We start from the raw sequence: 22,101 nt of genomic DNA, 5'->3' as shown, positions 1-22,101 counted from the left end.
AAGGAAATCACAAAAGCTCTTTTCCGGCATAATTCAGGCAGGAAACCACATGTTTTTCTTCTAGGGCCAGTCGCTCTTCCCCAGAAAGTCCCCTGACTTCAGGTAAAGATCCTTCAAAGGATTGATCCCTTACCATTCTGAGAATTTTAGCAAGCTGCTTGGCTTTTTCTTCAGGAAATGTGATCCAATAGTCTTCTTCCAGGCAGGGGATTTCCAAAGGATCCCGAGTGATCATTTCCAGGCTAAAAGTGACTTGAGGATTGTATTTTCGGCAAAGGTCAACCGCTTCTTTGAGGTCAACTATTCCTTTGCCCAGCTCGACTTCTGAGAGAAGAAAACCCTTTTCATAAGATTTCACTCCCATATCTTTCACATGAGTGGAAAAGGCAAAAGGGGCCAAAGTTCGAATCACCTCCATGGGTTCTTCCAATAGAGAAACATTGTTTCCGAAATCCAGAGTGACTCCTACCCATTCACTTCCCAAGTTCTGGATCAGCCGGGCCAATTCCTCAGCTTGCCAATCCTTGTGATTTTCTATTGCCAGCCTGACTTGGTGTTTTTTCACTATCGGTTCCGCCCATTGAATCGATTGGACCGATCTTTCTTTGAATGCCTCCCAATCTTCCTCTGATTTGAAATTTTCATACCTCCTCCCGCTTAGGCACACCGTTCTCAATACCTGTGCACCGGCTTCCTTGGCTAGGACTACATCTTTTTCAAACCGAACCAAGTCCGATTCATCTTTTGGCAGGCTGATGCTCCCCTCAAGATACATCCCCAACTTTTCTCTTTCTTCTCTGACTTTCTTGACAAAATCCTCTGCCCAACCTCCAACAGTAGTCTGAATGCCCGCAGCCCCAAGGGAATGGCAATGCTTCATTAAATCCAAGGCATCCTTGAAACCCGGGTAGCGTTCGCTGGAGATTTTCCCTCCATACCTCATCCCATAAGAATGAACTACCACACCCATGGATACACCTTTCAGACTTTCCGGGAGAGCAGAAAACGGCCAAGCCAATAAAGCACCCGCCATTGCGGATTTTTGTAAAAATTCTCTTCTGCTAGAAATTGAATGAAATGTGCTGGGCGTTTTCTTCATGGAGAAGGGCTAAGGTTTGGATGCAGAAGTAAGCTTTTCCATGTGGGCATTGAGCTCGGATGCGGACCAAGGATAAACTCTTCCCTGATTCAATACTCGAGTACTGCCCACAGTCCTACCGCTCACTGCGGGGGCTTGATTGCCCCATTCATTCCGAATATAAGTAAGAATTGCCGCTATGCTTCTATCATCCATAGTAGAATGTGAAGGCATCACCGGCAAGATATCCGGAGCATCGTATTTTTTTCCTGCCACTTCTATAGGACCTTCTATGCCGTGCAGCATGATAAGGCTTAGGCGCACTTCATCACCCAAAACCCATTCGGAACCGGCCAAAGGAGGTCCCATTCGAGAGGCCCCTTTTCCGTTGTTGCCATGACAGCCCGAGCAGGTTGCCAGGTATTTTTGGCGGCCTTCGGCAAAAAGCTTCATCCCTGCTTCATCCAGCGTATTTTGGGAAGCTAGGCTTTCGGAAGGTTTATATCCCGGCCAGCTAAATACCCGATTCAGCATAGATTTTCTCATTTCATCCAAAGGCAAGTCTTCTCGGGATAAGAGAGCAGGTTTTCCGGAAAGCTTGATTTGTCCGAGGGTCTCTACCTGACTGGCTTTGATTGCCAAGCCATTTAGAATAATCTCTACATTCTTGTCGATTTGAGGCTGATTGATTTCAGCAAAAAGTATTTCTATCTCTTTGGAATCCCCCTTATCAAGAATTGCCGAAGCCAGCAATTCCATGAAAATATCCCGATCTGGATTGTCTTTGTCTTCTTTCAAAAGGGATTGCAGAAAAGTCCATTCCATGCCTCCCAAACTACTCATGGCAGCGTCTCGGATCAACGGCAAATGCCCGTAAGCCTCCAAAACCGACTGGATTACCTCCATCCGGCTTTCCTGCGAAATCACATAGGCACTAAGGGCAAGCTGTAGAGCCAATTCTTCTGAGGCATTTTGAGAAAGACGAATCATCTCCTTTTCCAACTGTTCCAGTACTTCCGGATCATTTTGAGCAAATCCTTCAAGCTGCCTCAGTGCAGAATTTTTGACCCAAGGATCGCTTGTTCTCAAAACCTCCAAAAGCAAATCTGGCTTTACCGATCCAAGTCCTTCAAGCGTCCAAAGGGCATGAAAACTACCCATTGCGGACTTATTGCTTTTCACCAGCTCCTCCAATAAAACTACAGCTTGGGAATCATTTCGCTCGACCAATAGCCTTTGAGCCATATCCCGATACCATCCATCGGGGTGAGCCAGCAATTCGACCAATTCCTGAGTAGGCATTTCAGATAAGTTGGGTGCCGGCTGAGCTTTGAACCCTTTCGGAACTACTCTCCAGATTCTGCCCATATGCCCTGGCTGTTCCAAACCTCTCTCCAATGTCTTTTCTTTGAGGTAATCGGTCATGTAGGCCGTGTGCTGCACGATGCCCTGATACATATCCACGATATACAGTCCTCCGTCAGGACCAATTGTTCCATGCACCGGACGAAATCGCTCATCCGTGGAAGCCATAAACTCCCGGCCTGGATTGGGATCATGGGCTTCAAGCAAAATCCCATTTTCCTTGACTACATTTCGCTTGACCAAGTTGCCAGCATTTTCCATGACAAATACATTCCCAAAATAGGACTCAGGGAAAAGGTGGCTACGATAAACAGTCGGAGAACAAGCTGACGTGAATTCCTGCAATCGGTTGGCAGAGTCCAAGGTTCCCGGAATGTACCCCCTGTTTACTGCCAAATTTGAACGAATGGGAAATACTCTACGGTCTATCGTCAGGCCATGGTCAATCCCGGACGTGGGTTTGTGGTTTGAATTTCTGGACAGGTAATTAGGAGGAACCAGGTCCCCATGAAGCTGGGACCAATTGTAATTGTAGATTAAACGCCCTTTGTCATCCTGAGCGATGCCCCACTGCCCTCTGAATTCGGTGGAGTCTCTCACCCACTGACCGGATATGTTTTTATATCTCAATCGGGACTTGGCACTGTAGTACCAATTGTCCACATTTCTTACAAATCCATTATCGGTGTGCTCTGGCAGCCCATTGGCCGAATAGGTAGAGTCCACCAAAGATTTGATATCTGCTCTTCCGTCTCCGTCTTGGTCTTCCGTCCACCACAACGCATTGTTTTCGGCAATCAAAGCCCCATTCTTATACAATCCCAAAGATCGGGGCATAACCAAAGAATCCAAGTAAACAGTCCGCTTGTCCATCATCCCGTCCCCGTCAGTATCTTCCAAGACCGCAACAGAGCCTACAGGAAGCTTTTCCTCGGAGCCTTCTATATCATTCATATATCCCCTCATCTCCAGCACCCAAAGACGACCGTCCTCATCAAACTGAATATGAACAGGTGCCTCCACCATTGGCTCTGAAGCTACAAGCTGAACCTCAAAGCCGGATTCGACTTGAAAGGTTTTTAGCTCCTCCTCAGGAGATCTGGGAGGACTATCTGGAGTTTCCGGAGTGGGACCCGGATTTTGGCAGGAAAAGAAAAAACTCAATCCAACAGCACAAATCAACAGCGCACTTCTATGCATATTCTACAGGTTTTTTTGGGGTAAGCAGGACAAAAACTCGCCTCATTGATCATTTAACAGGCGATTTCCAATTTGGTTTTAATTCCTAAAAATTACAAGATCAAAACGGGAAAGGGTTCTATTTCAGGGAAAAGCGGTCACAATCCCAAAAGGACGGAGCTTCAATAAGCTGACTGATTCAAATCAATCTTGAAAAGAATGAACCAGCTCAACCCATTTCCTTTTACATCAATTCCCAGACACTTCGGTAGGCATTTTTCTCCTCAAAATACCGAAGCAATTCATCAAAAAACGGGTGCTGAGCTAAGGTACTGCTATCCCCAATGAGGATCAGCTTCCGCTTGGCCCGGGTAATGGCTACATTCATCCGTCTCTCTTCTGCCAAAAAGCCAATTTCTCCAGCATCATTGGATCGGGTCAGCGAAATCAACATCAAATCCCGCTCCTGACCCTGAAAACCATCTACCGTATCGATTGTGATCAAATCCGCGAAAGCCCGAAGATTGGGAAACTCATAGGTCTCAAAAATCAGGTATCTGAGTCTCCTTACTTGAGCAGAGTATGGGGCAATCAACCCTATCGTCCAGTTATTTTCTCTAAAATGGTTGATCCCAATACGCTTGATCGTGTCATTGAGATACCTACAGGCCAAATGGGCTTCTTCCGGATTGAACGTACTTAGACTCTCTGCCTCTGTCTGATCCGAATAGCCTGCTCCTGCCGTATCGATCCATTCCAGAGTGGATTCATCAGGTCCAAAAGCATGATTTTGAGTATTTTCTGCAGCCTGAAGCTTCCCCTCATAAAACCAGCGATTGGAGAAACCCATAATATCTTCCGGCATTCGGTATTGAACCTGAAGAAGAGTGGCGGTCTCGGGTTGTCTTTGAATCAGCTTCTCAAACAAGGTAACAGACAGCCCATGCTTGGAAGCCTCATAGGATTTGATAGTGGGAGAAAGCTGAAAATGATCCCCGGCAAAGACTACTTTTTTGGCTTTCAAAATGGGAATCCAAGAAGCTGCCTCTAAGGCTTGGGCAGCCTCATCAATAAAAACCACATCGAAAACCATTCCTTTAAGATGGTGGGATGCTGCACCGACCAAAGTGCTGGCAAATACATGAGTTCGCTGATAGATATCCGTACGGATATAGTCTTCCAATAGACCAGCTGCTTCCCTGATTCGGGAGACTTCCTGATACATCCGTTTTCGCTGGGCGCGTTCTTCTGGCCCAAAGTTTCTCTTGTATTGCTTGGCCAATCTGAGATAGGACTCTCCTTCTTTTCTCAGCTTCTTCAAATCCCGATAGCTGTCATGGAAAGCAATTTTGGCATCCAAAGTCTGATTCAAGATTTTTTCCTCCACCCGGGCCGGATGTCCCAATCGAAGGGTAGCAATCCCTCGGTCCACCAGTTTTTCGACCAGCAAATCCAAAGCTGCATTGCTAGGGGCACAGACGAGAATTCTTTGCCTATCCTGCACCGCAGACGCTATGGCGGCTATCAATGTGGTGGTTTTACCCGTACCCGGAGGCCCATGGACAATGGCAAAGTCCTCAGCAGCGGCTATCTTTTGACAGGCGGTAGCTTGGGAAAAATTCAATCCGGAAATGGATGCGGGTGAAAAGGCCTGGAATCGGGGACTTTTCGCACCGAAGACGATATCCCGAAGCTCTACCAAGCGAGGATTGTCTGAGGCCATCACTTTTTTGAGGGCAGACTCCATCTCCCGATAGCTGGCTTCGTCAAAAAGCAAATCCACTCCCAGTCTTCCGGACTCCATCCACTCGGGAACTTCATCCGCCTGCAAGGTCACTATCAATGAATCTTTTTTCGCCTGATTGACCACGCCCGACACTCTAAATTCAGACCCATGATATCCCTCTTGAGTACTGAAAAAAGAAACCGATTTACCGGAGGAAAATGCCGATGGATAGCTGGAGTCTGTTCGCTCTACCTCGATGATCAATCGCTCACCCATCCCGATTTGGGATTTTTTCAGAACGATGGGATGCCAGGTGATTCCTTCTTTTTTCTTATCTGCGATAGAGGTATTGAGAAACTTTTTCTTGTACTGAGCCAGGTCTTCTTCCCATTCCATTTTAAGAAGTTTGAGTCCCAGCTTTAATTCTTCGAGGTAATTCGGCATCAAGTGGTATTTTAGGGTACAAACTAAGCAAAAGTCACAGGGTTTTCCTTTTTTCAAACCAACATGAATTTTCTCGCACACGCCTATTTATCATTTGACCGAGAAGGAATCCTGGTTGGGAATTTTGTAGCAGATTTCGTTAAGGGCAAAGAGATCCTGAAATACCATGATGAGGTATTGCATGGCATTTTGCTTCATCGGGAGATAGATACCTTTACCGATTCTCATCCTCTGGTCAAAGCCGGTCAGAGCTACCTCAGGCGAAAATTCCGTCACTACTCTCCAGTGATCACGGATATATTCTTCGATTATTTTTTAGCCAAAAACTGGGAAAAATATAGCTCAATACCACTGGCCATATTTGTAGAAAAGACTTACGAATCCCTCGAAAAACATTTGGATATACTTCCTGAGAGCTTTGGGAGGATGTTTTTTTGGATGAAAAAGCAAAATTGGCTGCTCAATTATTGGACCTTGGAAGGCATCCAGCAGTCTCTGAATGGTCTGACAAGAAGGTCAAGTTTTGATTCAAAAATGAATGAAGCCACTTCGGTATTGGTGGAAAAAGAAAAGGAATTTGAGTTGATTTTCTTCGCTTTTTTCGAGGATTTGGAGACTTTTGCCCGAGCAAAACTTCAGGAAATAGAAAATCACCATGGTCTCCATTAAACCGAAAATCTCTACTTATATCTCTTTAAGTCTCGTCTTACTGGTGCTTACTGGGGGCCTAGTCTTAATCTTGAGGGATTTTTCATACAAAGGAAGCTTTCCGCTCTGGTTTTACCTGGTGGCCTGCTCATTGATCACCCTTGTGATTCTCATGCTTTTGGTGAAAATGATGGCCGGATGGAGATTCATCACTGCAGGCAAGGACCATATCGTCATCCGACTTCCGCTTCGAGGCAGTACCAAAGCCTATCCTTTATCTGAAATTCTAGCTTGGGAAGAAGAGACGATCATCGCCAACAAGCGGGAATTTAAGCAGGTGACCATTGCCTTTCAGGACCATCAGTCTATTTCAGTTTCCAATCACGAGCATGAAGCCTACACTGATTTGGTAAATTACCTGAAGAAAAAAGCCCAGAAACAAATGATCAAAAACAAAAAAGCCTGATTGCTCAGGCTTTGTTTTATCGTGCGGTTCGGAAATTCTTATCGTAGAGTTCTATACTCTCATTGATGATTCGCATGGCATCTTCTTTTCCGAGAAAATCCTCCACTTTCACTTCCTTATTTTCCAACTTTTTATAGTCTTCAAAAAACCGGTGAACCTCCTTCATCAAGTGTGGAGGGAGCTCATCAATGTCGTTGATATAGTTTACCGACTGATCTTCTGCAGCCACGGCGATGATTTTGTCATCGGCCTCTCCTCCATCCACCATCCGCATTACGCCAATTACTTTGGCTTTGACCAAGGTCATGGAAGGAATATCGATCTGAGAGATAATCAGGATATCCAGAGGGTCATGGTCCTCACAGAATGTCTGGGGAATAAATCCATAGTTTGCCGGATAGTGTACTGCAGAAAAAAGAACCCGGTCCAAGAGTAGCATCCCGGTTTTTTTATCCAATTCGTACTTGCCTTTGCTTCCTTTGGGGATTTCGATGACTCCCATGACGTACTCGGGAGCTTGTTTTCCAATATTGACGTCGTGCCAAGGATTAATCATAATCTTTCGTTTTTGTGAAAAAAGTAATTCTCAGTGCAAAGATAAGGCTGAGTAGGACATTGCCTGAGTTTTTAGCCTATAATCATGCTAGGAAGTGTGACGGTCACAGCGGTTCCCTTATTCAATTCGGTATCCAAATAAATCTCTCCCCCCATTTGCTCTACGGCCTCTTTGACCATGTAAAGGCCTAGACCGGTTCCTACATTTTTTTGAGTTGCTCTGGAAAAGAGGTTGAAAACCTCATTTTTGAACCGTTCCTCGATGCCAATTCCATTGTCTTCCAATACCAAGATCGCTTTTCCTTCTACTACATCTACGGTAAGTGAAATCCTCTTTTCACCGGGTGAGGGTTTCTGAAATTGTACCGCGTTGCTGAAGAGGTTGTTTAGAATTACTCGGATTTTGGAATCATCCGAGAAGAAGGCAGACTCCTGATTGACTTGCATCTCAATATGAAAGTGACTCAAATCAAACTTTTCTCTGTAGGCGTCCATTTGCTGATTGACCACCTCACGAAAATGAATCTCGGTGATTTTATGCTCGATCTTGGTCGAACGGTAAAAGTCCAGCATTTTATAGATAAAATCATCCAATTTGCCAGTGGCAGTATCAATCATATTAAAATACTCCAAGGTATTGAGATCAGTCACCTCCATCTTCGCCAGTTTGGACACCCCGGAAATACTCATCAGAGGACCTCTCAATTCGTGAGAAAGACTGTATACAAACTGATTCATTTCTGAATGGAGCTTTTCAAGCTTGATAGTCTTGTCTCGCAGTTCCCTTCTCATGAAGAAGATATCCGCGGCGTTTTTGATGGAATTTTTAATCTGCTCAATATTCCAGGGCTTATCGATAAATCGATATACCTCCCCCTTGTTGATTGCATCGATGACGCTGGCGATATCTGAATAGCCGGTCAATAATATCCTGACAGGGTCAGGGTTGATTTTGACCATGCGTTCAAAAAACTCAGTACCGGTCATACCCGGCATTCGCTGATCGGCGATGACTACATGAATTTCCTCTTCTTGGGCTATTCGCAAGCCTTCCTCTCCATCGATGGCCGTAAAAATCTTAAAATCCTTCCTTAAAGTAGCCCGAAAAGATTTCAGGTTGTTGTCTTCATCATCAATGTAAAGAACATGTATTTTTTCACTCATACTTTGGGGCATTTTGATATATAGGAAGAGTTATTTTAAAAGTTGTGCCTTGGCCCTCCTCGGTATCCACTTCCAGGGTTCCTTTGTGATTTTCAATAATAGAATAAACTATGGAAAGACCCAAACCTGTTCCTCTCCCAACTGCTTTTGTAGTAAAAAAAGGTTCAAAAATCCTTTGTTTTACATGATCCGGCATTCCCGGACCATTATCAATGATTTCTACCGTAACTGTCTCCTGACCTGCAAAGGTCTTGATCGTGATCTTAGGATCGGAAATGGTATTGAGATGGTCCGAAAGCGCATGAACAGCGTTGTTGATAATGTTCATGAATACCTGATTAATCTTTCCTGCAAGGCATTCCACCATAGGAAGTTCTCCAAACTCTCGAATGATCCGGACTTTGCCGGGAATCGAAGAATTCAATAGGATGAGCGTACTGTTAATCCCATCATGCAAATCCACCTTCTTCACATCCTGCTCGTCTACTCGGGAAAACAATCTTAACCCTTTGACTATCTCCACGGTCCGCTTGGCGCCATCCTCCATGCCCCGGAGTAGCTGATCCACCTCATCGAGTACATAGTCCAGCTCGAGTTCCTCCTCTAGCTTTTTCGCACTTTTGATGGTCTCTGGCTTGAATTCTTTTTCCGCCGAACTTCTGTAAAAGTCAATGACCTCCATGATATCCTTGATATCTCTTTTGAGCGGAGTAATGTTGGAACTGACAAAGTTGATGGGGTTATTGATCTCGTGTGCGATCCCCGCGGTCAACTGTCCCAAAGAAGCCATTTTCTCCTGATTGACCAGTTGACTTTGCGTATTTTGAAGATTTCTAAGGGCTTGTTCCAATTCTACAGTTCTGATTTTGACCTTCTCTTCGAGCATAGAGTTCTGCTCACGGATCAAATTCTCGTTTTCTCTCAATACACGCAGACGCTCGGACTGCTCCAGTTCTTTTTCCTTTTTGAGTATGTTGATTTTATCAGCCAAGGCAAAAGATAGAAGAACTACCTCCAATGCTGAGCCAAACGGCATAATGTAGATCGTCAGGTTGTTGGTGGGAATTATTCCCATTTCGCTGAGAACAAACAAAAAGATCCCCACCATGAAAACACTCCAGGCCAATAAATAATATCGGGCCGGTCTGAAGCCCCGCTTCAACACAGAGTAAGCCACAAACAGCACAAACAGGACTACAATAGACTGCGTGACCAGTAAAACCTGATAGCTGAGGGTAATGGAGAAAAGAAGTGCATTGGCCAAAATGAAGGCATACACAGCAAAAATGTAAACAAACCCTTTGTCCAGCTTGGGGACGTAGCGATCAGTAGACAAAAACACCCTTAAAAACCAAATCCCTACGATACTCACCAGAGACGAAAACAAAACGATAGACCGGGAATTCATCCAATCCCATTCCGGCCAGATCAATAACTGAGTGAATCCCAATATCGATGCTTGGGCAAACCAAACCAGTACGGTATGGAGAACATAAACCAGATAGATCTTATCCTTGACTGAGAGGTAAATGAAGAAATTGTAAAAAAACAAGCCTACAAATACCCCTGTCAATACTGCAAAAAAGATGTATTCAAAAAGTAGTAAAGAATCAAATTCCTCACTTTCGATTAGAAAAGAAATAAAAATCTTCTTATCTGAATTTTCAAGGCGGATCAAATAGAAATCAGCATTTTTTTCATTTTCACCGAGCTCAAACGCCAGCTTGTGAGAGTCGACATACTCATCTTTATCTCTGACCAGTCGGCCGTTGATAAGTTCTCCGGTGATCTCATTATTTTGGACAGAATACAGCTTGACATCGTCGATCGAAGATGAATTGAACACCAAAAGAGGGGAATCAAACTGCTTTACCAAATCAGCGTCCAATTTTACCCATAGAATCTGACTGTTGATCCCGAAATTAAACTGGCTGCAATTGTTTGTCTGAAAAGAGGAGAGCTGCGGAAGGATATCTTCCACGGTACTGTCTTTCTTTTCGAGCTTGAACATAAAGCAATCCAGTTTTTCGACTGTGGTATTTTGCGAAAAGGCTACCCTGTTGAAAAACAAGAGTCCGATAATCAGGAAATAAAGTCTATACATCTTTTCTCCAATCCGTATTTTGAATAACTAAATCATACTCTACTAGAAAATCACCTTTAGGACCTGTTTCAGTCCTCGTAATTTGGAGGTTTTGGCGCAGCATATGGATAAAATCTCTTTCCTCCTTGTCTGCCAAGGGGAGATTTATGGGATCCTTCATCACAATGGAAGTAGCGACCAAATCCAATTTAGGGTAGAAAAATGTCCCGGAATTCCCGATTCCTTCCTCTATTTCAAATCCCTTTTTTAAAGAAGGCATAAGAGTATACTCCGCTACAAGAGCCAAAAGCGACCCTAATTTCAATTGCTCTGCGATCGCGATTCCCGCTCTGATCAGAAGCACAGCACCCACCCCGTAGCCTGATATTGATTTGGAATTCCACAATCCAGATACTTCTCCTGTCCCATGCACACCATATTCCCTTACCAATCCAAAAATCTTATGATCTACTTGGGAAACCGCCAACTCCATGGGAAGAGGATAGTCAGGATGGGCAATGTGAATGCGAAGTCCACTGACTATTTCACCGGTATCCACGAGCTCTACTGTAATCACATATACAAAGGGGTTTTTAATCCAATCGTTATTGGACGAAGTCACCTTGGTCACACCATACTGTCTCAGGACATCTGCGTGGCCTTTAACAAAGTTTTGGCACCTTTCGGGGTCATCAATAGCTCTAAAAGCTTTGAATTTGAACATTTCTAAAGCCGAATTAGGGTTTCGTCAACGGATCGCCTATATGCTCGTATACTTGGCTCACCAGCTTGATTTAGCCTAAACATAAATAAAGGGCAAACTTCTGAATCATTCTCGAATAGTAGATCAAATTCTGCCTTTAATTTGAGAATTTCGGCTTCTTCTTTATTGGAAAATCCATGATTAGCATCTCTAAGTACCCGGTGAAAAATAAATAGCATAGCGGTAACCGGCTGGAAACTGATCCCCATCATATTTGCCTTGATCCAAATTCGCTGCAAAACTGCGCCTGCATTCAGATATTCTTTGGCAGAAAAGTCCCTCCCCTGCAATACCATGACCACGGAGGCCGTAGTCATTGTGTCTTTGGATATTTTGGTCAATCCATAGCCCATCAAAAATTTCCGGAAAAACTTCACTGTCCTAGGGTCTTTCAATAATCCCATTGCTGCTTTTTCCGTACCGGAAAGTTCCAAAGTGGCAATATCAATCCCATCCTTGGTCCGTTTGGCATCTTCGTCAGTCCATCGGACCTCTTTGATGAAATCTACCAAACCTTCCTGATGGAAAAGCCGCATTCTGTCCATGCCTCCAACTATCCCGGCGAGTTTCTCCAACTCCTTGTCTGACTGGGTAAACTTGAGGTCCAAGCCACCTTCTCTTGCCAAGTTTTCAAAAATTGCCAGTGACTCCTCGCTCAGCAGTACCCTTTTGGTATTCTTTCGGTTGGTGCATCTTAGGGATATCCCTTCAGCCAATTCAGAATAAGGCACATTCAGCCGATTCTTCAACTTTGACAAAAATCTCACCGAAGCCACACACTTTTCGTCAAAGTCAGTGATGTGATGATGAATTTCGATCTCTATGCCCAATTTGGCCGATATCAATCGAACATTCTCAAGAGCAGCACCGAATGCGATCAAAGAACCCGTCCCTTTGTAATCCAGCATGGAATGGCTTCTTTCTTGATCATGAAAAAGATGAAGCAATCCTTTTTTGTCATAAATCCAGATCCAGGGTTGGACATTACCTCCGGATGGCGCTTGATTAGCCTGATTGACGATTTCATGAAGTTCCTCAGTCGTCAATAGGTAGGCAGATTGGGTGATCTGCTGCGGAATTTGTCGAATAATTTCCTGCTGAAAATCCGAAATAGGACGATAGGCAGGTTCAATAGGAGTAATTTCTTCAGGATCGATCTGTAAAATCTGGTCAAAATCAACATAGAATCTACCTGATTTCACTTCATCACCCAACAGAAGCCTTCTTCCCACATGGGCGACTGAAGCTCCTCCCAGAAAAACCCCCGAGGCCAATTGAGGCCAACTGGTGATGGTTTGACCGATTTCCAACAGAGAGGCCTTCATCCTCAAGGATAAAGTATCCAATCCTGTGATCTTCAATACAATGGACACGCGCTCTTTATTGGAAAGCCCCTTTAAATCTTCTCCTTTTATTCCAGCAAGCATGCCGTGAAAAATAGGCCGGTCAGATTCCTGATCGAAGCGCTCGATATCCAGCATTCCCCTATCAGAGGTCTCCATGATTACAGGAAGGTGGTAGCTTTTTGCTTTTTCTCTCAGCAACACCTTGATATCCAAGCTATCACATTCGTCAATCAAAAGATCCAGTTTGCCGCCTCCGGATATGAATTCGTCCACGTTGTCTTCTGTAATCCCATCTCTGAAGACTTTCAGCTTCAGATAAGGATCTATTTCACTGATCTCCCTGGCTGCAATTATTACTTTTTCCAATCCCAAACTGGTCACTCCGGCTTTGAGACGATTGAGATTACTTAGCTCCAAGGTGTCAAAATCAGCGAGCCGCAATTCCCCACAGCCTCGTTCCAAGGCAATGGCCAAGGCTACACTTTGCCCCACAGAAAGGCCAACAATGCCAACTTTCTTTTGGCCTAATTCATTTTGCTCCTGAGGAGTGATTTTAAAATTATTCCGTACTGTCCTAATTCGAATAAAATCCTTCTCGGATAAGATATGGACCAGGGTGTTTTTCCAAGAAAAATATACCCAGTTTCCGAAAAAATCTTTTTGGTCCGGAGCTACAAAATTATCAACTCTAGCTTGAAGGTCTTGCTTGGTAAATGATAAATCAGGATGATCCGCCTTGATCAAATCAGCTATTTGACTGTCAATTTCATTTATGACATGTACGGCCGGATTATTTCTTAACTCCTCAATTTTAACCCAATCCTCTTGGTTGTTAGGTATAAAAATTTCAGGAGTAAACCGATCTTTCAGATCAATTTCTTCAATAGATATCATTTACTTAGGGGTGATAAGCTGAGTAAAGATAAGTTATTCGTCAAAAACACAAATAACTTAATCATAAAATTTGGTTAGAATTTATAATAATTCGATCTATACAAACAAAAAGGAATTTTGTTTTTAAAGGAAAAAGGAATTATTTGGTATTGGCAAGTCAATTTCAGGCAAAAACTCAATGGAAAGTCAAAACGAAGAAAAGATCAAAGTTCTCTATGTAGATGATGAAGAGAACAATCTTCAAGCCTTTAAAGCCACTTTTCGAAGAGACTATAAGGTCTTTTTAGCGATATCTGCTGAGGAAGGGGAGAAAATTCTCAATGAAGAGGAGATAGATATCATCATTACAGACCAAAGAATGCCGGAAAAAACCGGAGTCGAATTTTTGGAAAGTATCATCCCAATACACCCAAGGCCTATCCGGTTACTTTTGACAGGGTACACAGACATTCAAGCAGTGATTGATGCGATCAACAAGGGTCAAGTGTACCACTACCTCACCAAACCTTGGGAGGAAGAATATTTGAGAACAGTAATCAAAAACGCCTTCGAAGTTTATTCTTTGAGAAGAGAAAATGAAAGACTTACAGCAGCTTTGTTGAAAGCGAATGAACAGCTGGAATTTCTGCTGAGGCAAAATCTATTGTCCTGATCAATATCTGGCTGCTAGAAGCAATTGGAGCTCTTTGTGATTTAACCCAAATTTTCTGGCCAGCACTGCATGGGTCAAACTTCCCCGATAGGTGTACACCCCTCTCAAAAACCACTTGTAATTAAAAATCATCTCCTCGGCACCGCCTAAATCGGCCATTTGCAAGACAATGGGTGTGAAAATATTGCTTAGAGAATAAGAAGCAGTCCTTGCCACACGTGAAGCGATATTTGGAACACAATAATGGATCACGTCGTGGATCTGATAGACGGGAGCTTCATGAGAAGTCATTCTGGCCGTTTCGATACAGCCACCTTGATCGATACCCACATCGATGATAATACTTCCATGCATCATGTTGGCCACCATTTCCTCAGTGACTACGATTTTATTTCTTCCTTTTTCGGCGCGAAGGGCCCCTATGACCACATCTGCTTCTGCCAAAGCCTGACTTAAGGTAAAATTGTCTATCGTGGAAGTATAGATCTGCTGACCAATCAGCTGCTTGATTCTGCGTAGTTTGTATATATGGTTGTCAAAGACTTTGATATTTGCTCCGAGGCCTAAGGCCGTTCTTGCTGCATACTCAGCGACTGTTCCTGCTCCGATGATTACCACCTGAGTCGGAGGCACTCCGGTCACTCCTCCCAGAATAAGACCTTTCCCTTCATTGACACTCGAAAGGTACTCGGAAGCTATCAGCATGACCGTACTTCCAGCTATCTCTGACATGGCCCTGACCACAGGCATCCCCCCTACCTTATCCTCAAGGTATTCAAAAGCTACGGCAGTGATTTTCTTTTCGTTGAGAGCATGGATAAACTCCGCACTTTGGTTTTCTAACTGCAATGCTGAGATAAGACACGCGCCTGGGGACATTTCCTTGATTTCTTCCAAAGTGGGAGGGGCAATTTTCAAGAGAACATCTGCAGCCAGTACCTCGCTTCTCGAATAGGAAATTTTAGCCCCGGCATCAGAATAATCCTGATCTTTGAATTTTGCCTGAAGCCCGGAACCGGATTCGACCATGACTTGAATCCCATTGTTGCTGAGCAAGCCTACTGCCTCTGGGGTGAGTACAATCCTTCTTTCCTGATTGGAAATTTCCTTGGGTAATCCAATTACCAAAGGCTGACCTCCCTTTTTGGTAGAAAGGGGAGACTCTTTGGTCATTAGGCCCATGGAGGTCAAGGGAGAAAGTTCAGTAGGCATCTTGGGTTTTTTGAAGGTGGATCTTTCTACTTTCCTTAGCTAAGATTTCTATTTTAATCTGGACAAATTCATCAGGAAGATAAGGAGCGATTTTTTCGGCCCATTCTATCAAGCAGTAATTCCCGCTATAAAAATACTCTTCTATTCCAATATCCAATGCTTCATCGGGATCATCCAATCGGTAAAAATCAAAATGATAAATTTTCCCGGCCAATGGGGATTGATATTCATTGACGATTCCAAAAGTAGGACTACTTACCTCATCCTCTACCTCCAAGGCTTTGGACAGCGCTTTGATTAAAGTGGTTTTTCCGGCTCCCATTTGCCCTTGGAAAATCCAGATTTTCTCCTCTCCGGCATGCTTGATCAGCTCCTTTGCCACTGAATCGATTTCCGAAAGGCTATATTCTATTGTTGTCAATCTTTATCCTTCTTTAGCCTTCAAATGTACGAAAGGCACGATCATTTCTTCTAAAGAAATCCCTCCATGCTGAAAGGTGTCCTTGTAGTAGTTGACGTAATAGTTGTAATTATTAGGATATGCGAAGAAATAATCCTCCACAGCGAATACGTAAGTCGTGGAGACATTCAGCCTCGGAAGCTTGGCATCTTCGGGACGCTTGACTTCGAATACCTTCCCGGACTCAAAATTGAGATTTTTGCCCTGCTTGTACCTGAGATTGGTCGTTACGTTTTTGTCTCCGATGATCCGGTAGGGTTTGTTCACTTTTTTTGTCCCATGGTCAGTGGTGACCATTACTTCCAAGCCTGCCTGATGGATTTTCTTGAAAAGCTCAAATAAGGAAGAATGCTCAAACCAGCTTCGGGTCAGGGATCGATAAGCAGATTCATCGGGAGCAAGTTCACGGATCATTTTCATATCTGTCCGCGCATGGGATACCATATCTACAAAATTGTACACCAACACATTGAGGTCATTTTGCAATAAGGAATGAAATTGGTCCAAGACGGCTTTTCCCTGCTGAGTCTGCAGGATCTTTTGATAGCTGAATTTGATATTGAGTCTATTCTTTTCCAGGTTGATTCTCAGCCAATCCTCCTCAAAATTATTTTTCCCCTCATCGGAATCTTCATCCTCCCAAAGATTGGGGTAGAATCTTGCCATGTCCAAAGGCATCATCCCGCTGAAGAGGGCATTTCTGGCGAAAGCAGTGGTAGTCGGCAAAATACTGAAATAGGTATCCTTCTCCTCAGAGACAAAATACTGTGAGATCAAGGATTCGATCTCTTCCCATTGGTCCAATCTCAGATTGTCAATTACGATGAAAAACAAGGGTTTACCGGGTTTTATTTTAGGAAAGACCTTTTCCTTCATGACCCGGTTTGAAAGTAGAGGCTTTTCCTGATTTTTCTCCTCCATCCAATCGAGGTAATTCTCTTTTACAAAACGTGCAAAGGAAGAATTGGCCTCGGATTTTTGGGTCTCCAGTACCTCAAGCATGCTTTTGTTTTGAGTCTCGTCGATCTCCAGTTCCCAAAAGGTGAGTTTTTTATAAATATCCTCCCAATCCTGCGGGCTATGTGCATCCCCTAATGCCATACTGATCTGCATGAAATCCTGCTGATAGCTCTGAGTGGTTTTGGTATCGATCAGCTGCTTGTTTTGAAGGATTTTTTTGACCGAAAGCCAGATTTGACTTGGATTGAGCGGCTTGATCAGGTAGTCTGCAATCTTTCCGCCGATAGCATCATCCATGATGTGCTCTTCTTCACTTTTGGTGATCATGACCACCGGGATTTGAGGTTTCATCTGCTTGATCTGCTGAAGCGTCTCCAGACCGGTCATACCTGGCATCATTTCGTCAAGAAATATCACGTCAAAATTATCCGACTCGACTTCGTCGATAGCATCGACCCCTGAGTTGACGGTGACTATTTCGTAGCCTTTTTGCTCTAAAAAAAGAATATGGGGTTTGAGCAGATCGATTTCATCATCTGCCCACAGAATCCGGAACTTTTGAGCCATTGGGTTTTCCCTTTAATTTTAAAATTATAATTACTTTTGGTCCAAACAAATGGACCCTGATTGAAAAGCCAGAAAATACTCAATGATCCAGTTTATGGTTTTATTACCATCCCGAGTGAGTTGATTTTTGCGATCATTGATCATCCGTACTTTCAGAGATTACGCCGGATTAGGCAGTTGGGTTTGACAGACTTTGTGTATCCCGGCGCCCTTCACACGCGATTTCACCATGCCTTAGGCGCTATGCACCTGATGAGCATCACGTTAGACAATCTCCGGCTGAAAGGAACAGATATTTCAGATTCCGAATACGAAGCCGCTTTGATCGCTATTTTACTCCACGATATTGGTCATGGTCCATTTTCGCATGCGCTGGAGTTTAGTCTGCTTGAAGGCATTCCCCACGAAGAACTGTCAATACTTACCATTGAGGCCCTTAATCGGGAATTTGCTGGACAGCTGGACTTGGCTATCTCCATTTTCAAAAACAAATACCCTAGAAAATTTCTCAATCAACTGGTTTCCAGCCAGCTGGATATAGACCGACTGGACTATCTACAGCGGGATTGCTTTTTCACAGGAGTATCAGAAGGGACGATAGGCGCAGACCGGATCATAAAAATGATGGCAGTACACAAGGATCAATTGGTCATTGAGGAAAAAGGAATCTACTCCATCGAAAACTTCCTCAGTGCCCGCAGATTGATGTATTGGCAGGTATATCTGCATAAGACCACTGTCAGTGCTGAAAAAATGCTGATCAATCTGATCACCCGGGCAAAAACCCTTGCTCGACAGGGGCTATCTTTTCAAGTATCCGAAGAATTTGATTTTTTCTTAAAAAACCCTTTACATCTGAAGGATTTCCAGTCAAATCCGCAAATTTTGGAACAGTTTCTCCAGTTGGATGATTTTGATATCTGGGGAGCGATCAAGTTGTGGAAGTCTCACCCAGATTATGTGCTGAAAAATATTTCCAGAATGTTTTTGACCAGAAACTTATTCAAAATCAATCTAGTCAATGATCCATTCTCCCCAGAGGAAATCCAAGAGCAAATGGAAAAAACCCGTCAAAAACTGGCTATACCATCAGCGGATTTGGACTATTTCTTCTCTCATGGCAAAGTGAGCAATTACGGCTACCTGGCCTCTGACCGGATCAATATCCTGACAAAAAAAGGCAAAGTAGTAGATGTGGCCACAGCCGCCGACCTACCGAATATCAAAGTGATGAGCAAGATCGTAGAGAAATACTATGTATGTAAAGCGAAAAATTTAATTTTATCCTGACAATAAGTTCTTGATCCGAATATGGAATTTACTTTAGGCCAATTAGCCGCTCTTTTAGGTGGAAAAGTAGAGGGGGATGAAAATCAGAAAGTAAACCGACTGGATAAAATTCAGGAGGGTTTGCCTGGAGGAATCAGTTTTCTTTCTAATAGCAAATATGAACCGCATCTCTATGAGACTAAAGCTACAGCTGTGATAGTCTCAGAGGATTTTAATGCGTCAAAACCCTTCAGCACCACTCTAATCCGGGTAAAAGATGCCTACTCCGGGTTCACTACCTTATTGGAAGCCTATGACCAATTCTCAAAAATGGCCTTGGTCGGAGTAGAGGAGCCCTCAACCATGCATGAAAGCAGCTCCATGGGCGAAAATGGCTTCCGCGGAGCATTTTCGTATATAGGTAAAAATTGCAAAATAGGGGCTCAAGTGAAAATTCACGCTCATGCCTACTTGGGAGACCGTGTCAAAATCGGAGACAATACCATAATTCACTCCGGAGTGAAAATCTGCGCGGACTCTGTAATTGGGTCCAACTGCGAAATTCACCCCGGTGCAGTAATCGGCTCGGACGGATTTGGCTTTGCACCTCAGGCAGATGGCACTTATCGGGCTATTCCACAGATTGGCAATGTGATATTGGAAGATCATGTAAGCATAGGAGCCAACACCACCGTGGATAGAGCCACTATGGGCTCAACAATCATAAAAAGAGGGGCGAAAATCGACAATCAGGTCCAGATAGCTCATAATGTCATCATAGGCGAAAACACCGTAATCGCGGCTCAGGCTGGTATTTCAGGCTCTACTGAAATTGGCAAAAACTGTGTCATCGCTGGCAAAGCAGGTATTGTAGGCCATATTAAAATCGCTGACAATACCACCATAGGTGCCAATACTGGGGTCAGTAAATCCATTAAAGAGCCGGGGCAGACCCTTTTTGGCTATATGGGATTTGAATTAAAAAACTTCCTCAAATCCTATTCTATCTTCAAAAATCTGGATGCCTTGGAGAAGCGAATCAAAGAACTCGAAAAAAAGGACTAATTTTGCAGCCCAAACCTTTCCAAAGGGCAAAAGATGAAAGTAAAACAGCATACCATAAAAAAACAGGTAGAACTCTCCGGAGTAGGACTTCACACCGGCGTGGTGTCCAATATGGCATTTTTACCTGCCCCACCCAATCACGGAATCAAATTTCAAAGAATTGACCTTGAAGGTAGACCCACCGTGGATGCGGATTGCGATTTGGTGGTAGATGTATCCAGAGGCACTACACTTGAGCAAAATGGCGCAAGAATCTACACCGTAGAGCATGTGCTTGCCGCTCTGGTGGGATTGGAAATAGACAATGTTTTGATTCAGCTGGATGGACCGGAGCCTCCGATCATGGATGGATCCTCTATCCAATTCATCGAAGTTTTGGAAGATGCCGGCTTGGAGGAGCAAAATGCCCTCAGGAGATTTTTTGAAGTGCAGGAAAGCATCCAATACAAGGACAGTTCCCGGGAAGTGGAGATGGTGGCTTTGCCTACTGACAACTACCGAGTAACTGTGATGGTAGATTACAATTCTCCGGTTTTGGGAAGCCAGCACGCCTCGATTACCGACATCAGTCAGTTCAAACCGGAAATTGCTTCCTGCCGTACATTCTGCTTTTTGCATGAGCTGGAGATGTTGTACAACTCCAACTTGATCAAAGGAGGCGATCTCAACAATGCGATTGTGGTGGTAGACCGAGTGGTTGAAAAAGACGAATTGGCCCACCTAGCCAAGATGTTCAACAAGCAAACTGTTGAGGTCAAAAAAGAAGGGATTCTAAACAATGTAGACCTTCGATACAAAAATGAGCCTGCAAGGCATAAACTGCTGGACGTAGTTGGAGATTTGGCTCTGGTAGGTCGACCATTGAAAGCTCAGATTTTGGCGGCCAGACCGGGACATGCCGCTAACGTGGCTTTCGCCAAAAAACTCAAGCGGGCAATGGAAAAAGCAGGGGCATCCCATATCCCCTACTATGATCCAAAGCTCCCTCCGGTAATGGATATCAATCAGATCTCCAATATCCTCCCTCACCGCTATCCTTTCCAACTTTTAGACAAAATCATTTACTTGGATGATACGGTTGTGGCAGGAGTGAAAAACGTCACCATGAATGAACCATTCTTCATGGGCCATTTTCCAGGCAACCCTGTGATGCCAGGAGTCCTTCAGGTAGAAGCCATGGCTCAGACTGGAGGTATTTTGGTGCTAAGTACAGTGGATGATCCAGAGAACTATTGGACCTACTTTTTGGGAATTGAAAACTGCAAGTTTCGAAAAATGGTCCTTCCGGGAGACACCTTAGTTTTTAAATGTGAACTGCTGGCCCCAATCAGAAGGGGAATAGCCAAGATGAGAGGAGAGGCCTACGTAGGCAATACTCTGGTCTGTGAAGCTGTAATGACCGCTAGCATAACTCGAAAAGAATCATGATTAGTCCTCTTTCCTCTGTATCCGACAGCGCAAAATTGGGCCAGAATGTCCATGTAGATCCTTTTACCATGATTCATGAAGATGTGGTAATCGGGGAAAATTCCTGGATCGGATCCAATGTCACCATTTTTCCTGGAGCCAGAATAGGTAAAAACTGCAAGATTTTCCCTGGGGCTGTCATTGCCGGCATTCCACAAGACCTTAAGTTTCAAGGAGAGGAATCTACAGTCGTGATTGGAGACAATACTACCATTCGTGAATGTGTCACCATATCAAGAGGAACAGTGGACAAGCAGACTACAGTAGTGGGTAGTAATTGTCTTCTGATGGCTTACGTTCACGTGGCGCACGACTGCGTGATTGGAAGCAATGTCATTATTGCCAATTCCGTACAGATCGCAGGACACGTATCAATTGACGATTGGGCTATAGTAGGAGGATCCAGTGCAGTTCATCAGTTTGTGAAAATCGGCATGCATGCGATGATATCGGGTGGATCATTGGTGAGAAAGGACGTACCTCCTTTTACCAAGGCTGCGAGAGAACCGCTTTCCTATGCGGGTGTAAATTCCCTAGGCTTGCGAAGAAGAGGCTTTTCCAGTGAGACCATTGCTCATATTCAGGAAGTCTATCGCTACCTGTTTTTGAATAGCATGAATAATAGTCGGGCTCTGGAAGAAATCGAAATTAATCTTCCAGCCACTAAAGAAAGGGATGAGATCCTCAATTTTATCCGATCTTCGGAAAGAGGGGTAATGAAAGGCTATATCAACTGAT

The 22,101-nt window shown here is 43.9% G+C and carries 18 protein-coding genes; 7 read left to right on the top strand and 11 right to left on the bottom strand.

Annotated features, from left to right (window positions below):
• Positions 1 to 7: 7 nt before the first annotated feature.
• The 3 genes from AAA938_RS19210 to AAA938_RS19200 all read right to left on the bottom strand — a co-directional run bounded on the left by AAA938_RS19210 (position 8) and on the right by AAA938_RS19200 (position 5,792).
• On the bottom strand, positions 8 to 1,099 hold the full coding sequence (locus AAA938_RS19210; RefSeq protein ID WP_338230410.1) for a sugar phosphate isomerase/epimerase family protein: 1,092 nt from the start codon (positions 1,097 to 1,099) through the stop codon (positions 8 to 10).
• A 9-nt stretch (positions 1,100 to 1,108) separates the two neighbouring features.
• Positions 1,109 to 3,643 (bottom strand): DUF7133 domain-containing protein, encoded by a 2,535-nt coding sequence (locus tag AAA938_RS19205; RefSeq protein ID WP_338230409.1) that lies wholly within the window; start codon positions 3,641 to 3,643, stop codon positions 1,109 to 1,111.
• 223 nt (positions 3,644 to 3,866) lie between these two features.
• Positions 3,867 to 5,792, bottom strand: coding sequence for an AAA domain-containing protein (locus tag AAA938_RS19200; protein ID WP_338230408.1), 1,926 nt, complete (start codon positions 5,790 to 5,792; stop codon positions 3,867 to 3,869).
• A 63-nt stretch (positions 5,793 to 5,855) separates the two neighbouring features.
• On the opposite strand from AAA938_RS19200, the gene AAA938_RS19195 reads away from it, so the two are divergent.
• Positions 5,856 to 6,461: an acyl carrier protein phosphodiesterase gene (locus AAA938_RS19195; RefSeq protein ID WP_338230406.1), complete on the top strand. Its 606-nt coding sequence runs from the start codon at positions 5,856 to 5,858 to the stop codon at positions 6,459 to 6,461.
• 70 nt (positions 6,462 to 6,531) lie between these two features.
• Positions 6,532 to 6,906, top strand: a complete 375-nt coding sequence (locus AAA938_RS19190) for a hypothetical protein (protein ID WP_338230404.1) — start codon at positions 6,532 to 6,534, stop codon at positions 6,904 to 6,906.
• A gap of 16 nt (positions 6,907 to 6,922) precedes the next feature.
• Here the strand turns inward: AAA938_RS19190 and AAA938_RS19185 are convergent, their stop codons facing one another.
• From AAA938_RS19185 to AAA938_RS19165, 5 genes are all read right to left on the bottom strand, one after another.
• Positions 6,923 to 7,462, bottom strand: coding sequence for an inorganic diphosphatase (locus tag AAA938_RS19185; protein WP_338221603.1), 540 nt, complete (start codon positions 7,460 to 7,462; stop codon positions 6,923 to 6,925).
• Positions 7,463 to 7,533: 71 nt separating this feature from the next.
• A complete protein-coding gene (locus AAA938_RS19180; protein WP_338230403.1) occupies positions 7,534 to 8,625 on the bottom strand; it encodes a hybrid sensor histidine kinase/response regulator in 1,092 nt (363 codons plus the stop codon).
• Positions 8,618 to 10,729 (bottom strand): sensor histidine kinase, encoded by a 2,112-nt coding sequence (locus AAA938_RS19175; RefSeq protein WP_338230401.1) that lies wholly within the window; start codon positions 10,727 to 10,729, stop codon positions 8,618 to 8,620. The genes AAA938_RS19180 and AAA938_RS19175 overlap by 8 nt, the downstream gene beginning before the upstream one ends.
• Positions 10,722 to 11,432 carry a hypothetical protein gene (locus AAA938_RS19170; RefSeq protein ID WP_338230399.1) on the bottom strand — a complete coding sequence of 237 codons (711 nt, stop codon included), beginning with the start codon at positions 11,430 to 11,432 and terminating at the stop codon, positions 10,722 to 10,724. The genes AAA938_RS19175 and AAA938_RS19170 overlap by 8 nt, the downstream gene beginning before the upstream one ends.
• A gap of 2 nt (positions 11,433 to 11,434) precedes the next feature.
• Positions 11,435 to 13,711 (bottom strand): Rv1355c family protein, encoded by a 2,277-nt coding sequence (locus AAA938_RS19165; protein ID WP_338230397.1) that lies wholly within the window; start codon positions 13,709 to 13,711, stop codon positions 11,435 to 11,437.
• A 178-nt stretch (positions 13,712 to 13,889) separates the two neighbouring features.
• On the opposite strand from AAA938_RS19165, the gene AAA938_RS19160 reads away from it, so the two are divergent.
• Positions 13,890 to 14,363: a response regulator gene (locus AAA938_RS19160; RefSeq protein ID WP_338230395.1), complete on the top strand. Its 474-nt coding sequence runs from the start codon at positions 13,890 to 13,892 to the stop codon at positions 14,361 to 14,363.
• Here AAA938_RS19160 and AAA938_RS19155 read toward each other — a convergent pair whose 3' ends face one another.
• The 3 genes from AAA938_RS19155 to porX are packed head-to-tail and all read right to left on the bottom strand — an operon-like array spanning position 14,364 to position 17,562.
• Positions 14,364 to 15,536: an alanine dehydrogenase gene (locus tag AAA938_RS19155; protein ID WP_420915754.1), complete on the bottom strand. Its 1,173-nt coding sequence runs from the start codon at positions 15,534 to 15,536 to the stop codon at positions 14,364 to 14,366. It lies immediately after the preceding gene.
• A gap of 28 nt (positions 15,537 to 15,564) precedes the next feature.
• Positions 15,565 to 15,996: a tRNA (adenosine(37)-N6)-threonylcarbamoyltransferase complex ATPase subunit type 1 TsaE gene (gene tsaE / locus AAA938_RS19150; protein ID WP_338230393.1), complete on the bottom strand. Its 432-nt coding sequence runs from the start codon at positions 15,994 to 15,996 to the stop codon at positions 15,565 to 15,567.
• A gap of 3 nt (positions 15,997 to 15,999) precedes the next feature.
• The gene (gene porX, locus AAA938_RS19145; protein ID WP_338230391.1) at positions 16,000 to 17,562 is read right to left on the bottom strand and encodes a T9SS response regulator signal transducer PorX; all 1,563 of its coding nucleotides are present in this window, start codon (positions 17,560 to 17,562) and stop codon (positions 16,000 to 16,002) included.
• A gap of 60 nt (positions 17,563 to 17,622) precedes the next feature.
• Between porX and AAA938_RS19140 the strand changes: the two genes are divergently transcribed.
• The 4 genes from AAA938_RS19140 to lpxA are packed head-to-tail and all read left to right on the top strand — an operon-like array spanning position 17,623 to position 22,100.
• A complete protein-coding gene (locus AAA938_RS19140) occupies positions 17,623 to 18,852 on the top strand; it encodes an HD domain-containing protein (protein WP_338230389.1) in 1,230 nt (409 codons plus the stop codon).
• A 21-nt stretch (positions 18,853 to 18,873) separates the two neighbouring features.
• Positions 18,874 to 19,896, top strand: coding sequence for a UDP-3-O-(3-hydroxymyristoyl)glucosamine N-acyltransferase (gene lpxD / locus AAA938_RS19135; protein WP_338230388.1), 1,023 nt, complete (start codon positions 18,874 to 18,876; stop codon positions 19,894 to 19,896).
• Positions 19,897 to 19,929: 33 nt separating this feature from the next.
• Positions 19,930 to 21,324, top strand: a complete 1,395-nt coding sequence (locus tag AAA938_RS19130; RefSeq protein ID WP_338230386.1) for a bifunctional UDP-3-O-[3-hydroxymyristoyl] N-acetylglucosamine deacetylase/3-hydroxyacyl-ACP dehydratase — start codon at positions 19,930 to 19,932, stop codon at positions 21,322 to 21,324.
• The gene (gene lpxA / locus AAA938_RS19125) at positions 21,321 to 22,100 is read left to right on the top strand and encodes an acyl-ACP--UDP-N-acetylglucosamine O-acyltransferase (protein WP_338230384.1); all 780 of its coding nucleotides are present in this window, start codon (positions 21,321 to 21,323) and stop codon (positions 22,098 to 22,100) included. The genes AAA938_RS19130 and lpxA overlap by 4 nt, the downstream gene beginning before the upstream one ends.
• The last annotated feature ends 1 nt before the right edge of the window (position 22,101 follow it).

This window comes from Algoriphagus taiwanensis, assembly GCF_036245645.1.
GTDB classification, from domain to species: Bacteria; Bacteroidota; Bacteroidia; order Cytophagales; family Cyclobacteriaceae; genus Algoriphagus; species Algoriphagus taiwanensis.
The sequence above is the reverse complement of the archived record's forward strand: the minus strand, read 5'-3'. Positions and strand labels throughout refer to the sequence as shown.

What these genes read in the sequence shown, in the direction of transcription:
- AAA938_RS19155 (WP_420915754.1), bottom strand. Translation starts at nt 15,536, where the DNA reads ATGACCAAAGAGTCTCCCCTTTCTACCAAAAAGGGAGGTCAGCCTTTG.
- AAA938_RS19185 (WP_338221603.1), bottom strand. Translation starts at nt 7,462, where the DNA reads ATGATTAATCCTTGGCACGACGTCAATATTGGAAAACAAGCTCCCGAG.
- AAA938_RS19160 (WP_338230395.1), top strand. Translation starts at nt 13,890, where the DNA reads ATGGAAAGTCAAAACGAAGAAAAGATCAAAGTTCTCTATGTAGATGAT.
- lpxD (WP_338230388.1), top strand. Translation starts at nt 18,874, where the DNA reads ATGGAATTTACTTTAGGCCAATTAGCCGCTCTTTTAGGTGGAAAAGTA.
- AAA938_RS19165 (WP_338230397.1), bottom strand. Translation starts at nt 13,711, where the DNA reads ATGATATCTATTGAAGAAATTGATCTGAAAGATCGGTTTACTCCTGAA.
- AAA938_RS19200 (WP_338230408.1), bottom strand. Translation starts at nt 5,792, where the DNA reads ATGCCGAATTACCTCGAAGAATTAAAGCTGGGACTCAAACTTCTTAAA.
- AAA938_RS19205 (WP_338230409.1), bottom strand. Translation starts at nt 3,643, where the DNA reads ATGCATAGAAGTGCGCTGTTGATTTGTGCTGTTGGATTGAGTTTTTTC.
- AAA938_RS19175 (WP_338230401.1), bottom strand. Translation starts at nt 10,729, where the DNA reads ATGTATAGACTTTATTTCCTGATTATCGGACTCTTGTTTTTCAACAGG.
- AAA938_RS19130 (WP_338230386.1), top strand. Translation starts at nt 19,930, where the DNA reads ATGAAAGTAAAACAGCATACCATAAAAAAACAGGTAGAACTCTCCGGA.
- porX (WP_338230391.1), bottom strand. Translation starts at nt 17,562, where the DNA reads ATGGCTCAAAAGTTCCGGATTCTGTGGGCAGATGATGAAATCGATCTG.
- AAA938_RS19195 (WP_338230406.1), top strand. Translation starts at nt 5,856, where the DNA reads ATGAATTTTCTCGCACACGCCTATTTATCATTTGACCGAGAAGGAATC.
- AAA938_RS19170 (WP_338230399.1), bottom strand. Translation starts at nt 11,432, where the DNA reads ATGTTCAAATTCAAAGCTTTTAGAGCTATTGATGACCCCGAAAGGTGC.
- AAA938_RS19180 (WP_338230403.1), bottom strand. Translation starts at nt 8,625, where the DNA reads ATGAGTGAAAAAATACATGTTCTTTACATTGATGATGAAGACAACAAC.
- AAA938_RS19210 (WP_338230410.1), bottom strand. Translation starts at nt 1,099, where the DNA reads ATGAAGAAAACGCCCAGCACATTTCATTCAATTTCTAGCAGAAGAGAA.
- lpxA (WP_338230384.1), top strand. Translation starts at nt 21,321, where the DNA reads ATGATTAGTCCTCTTTCCTCTGTATCCGACAGCGCAAAATTGGGCCAG.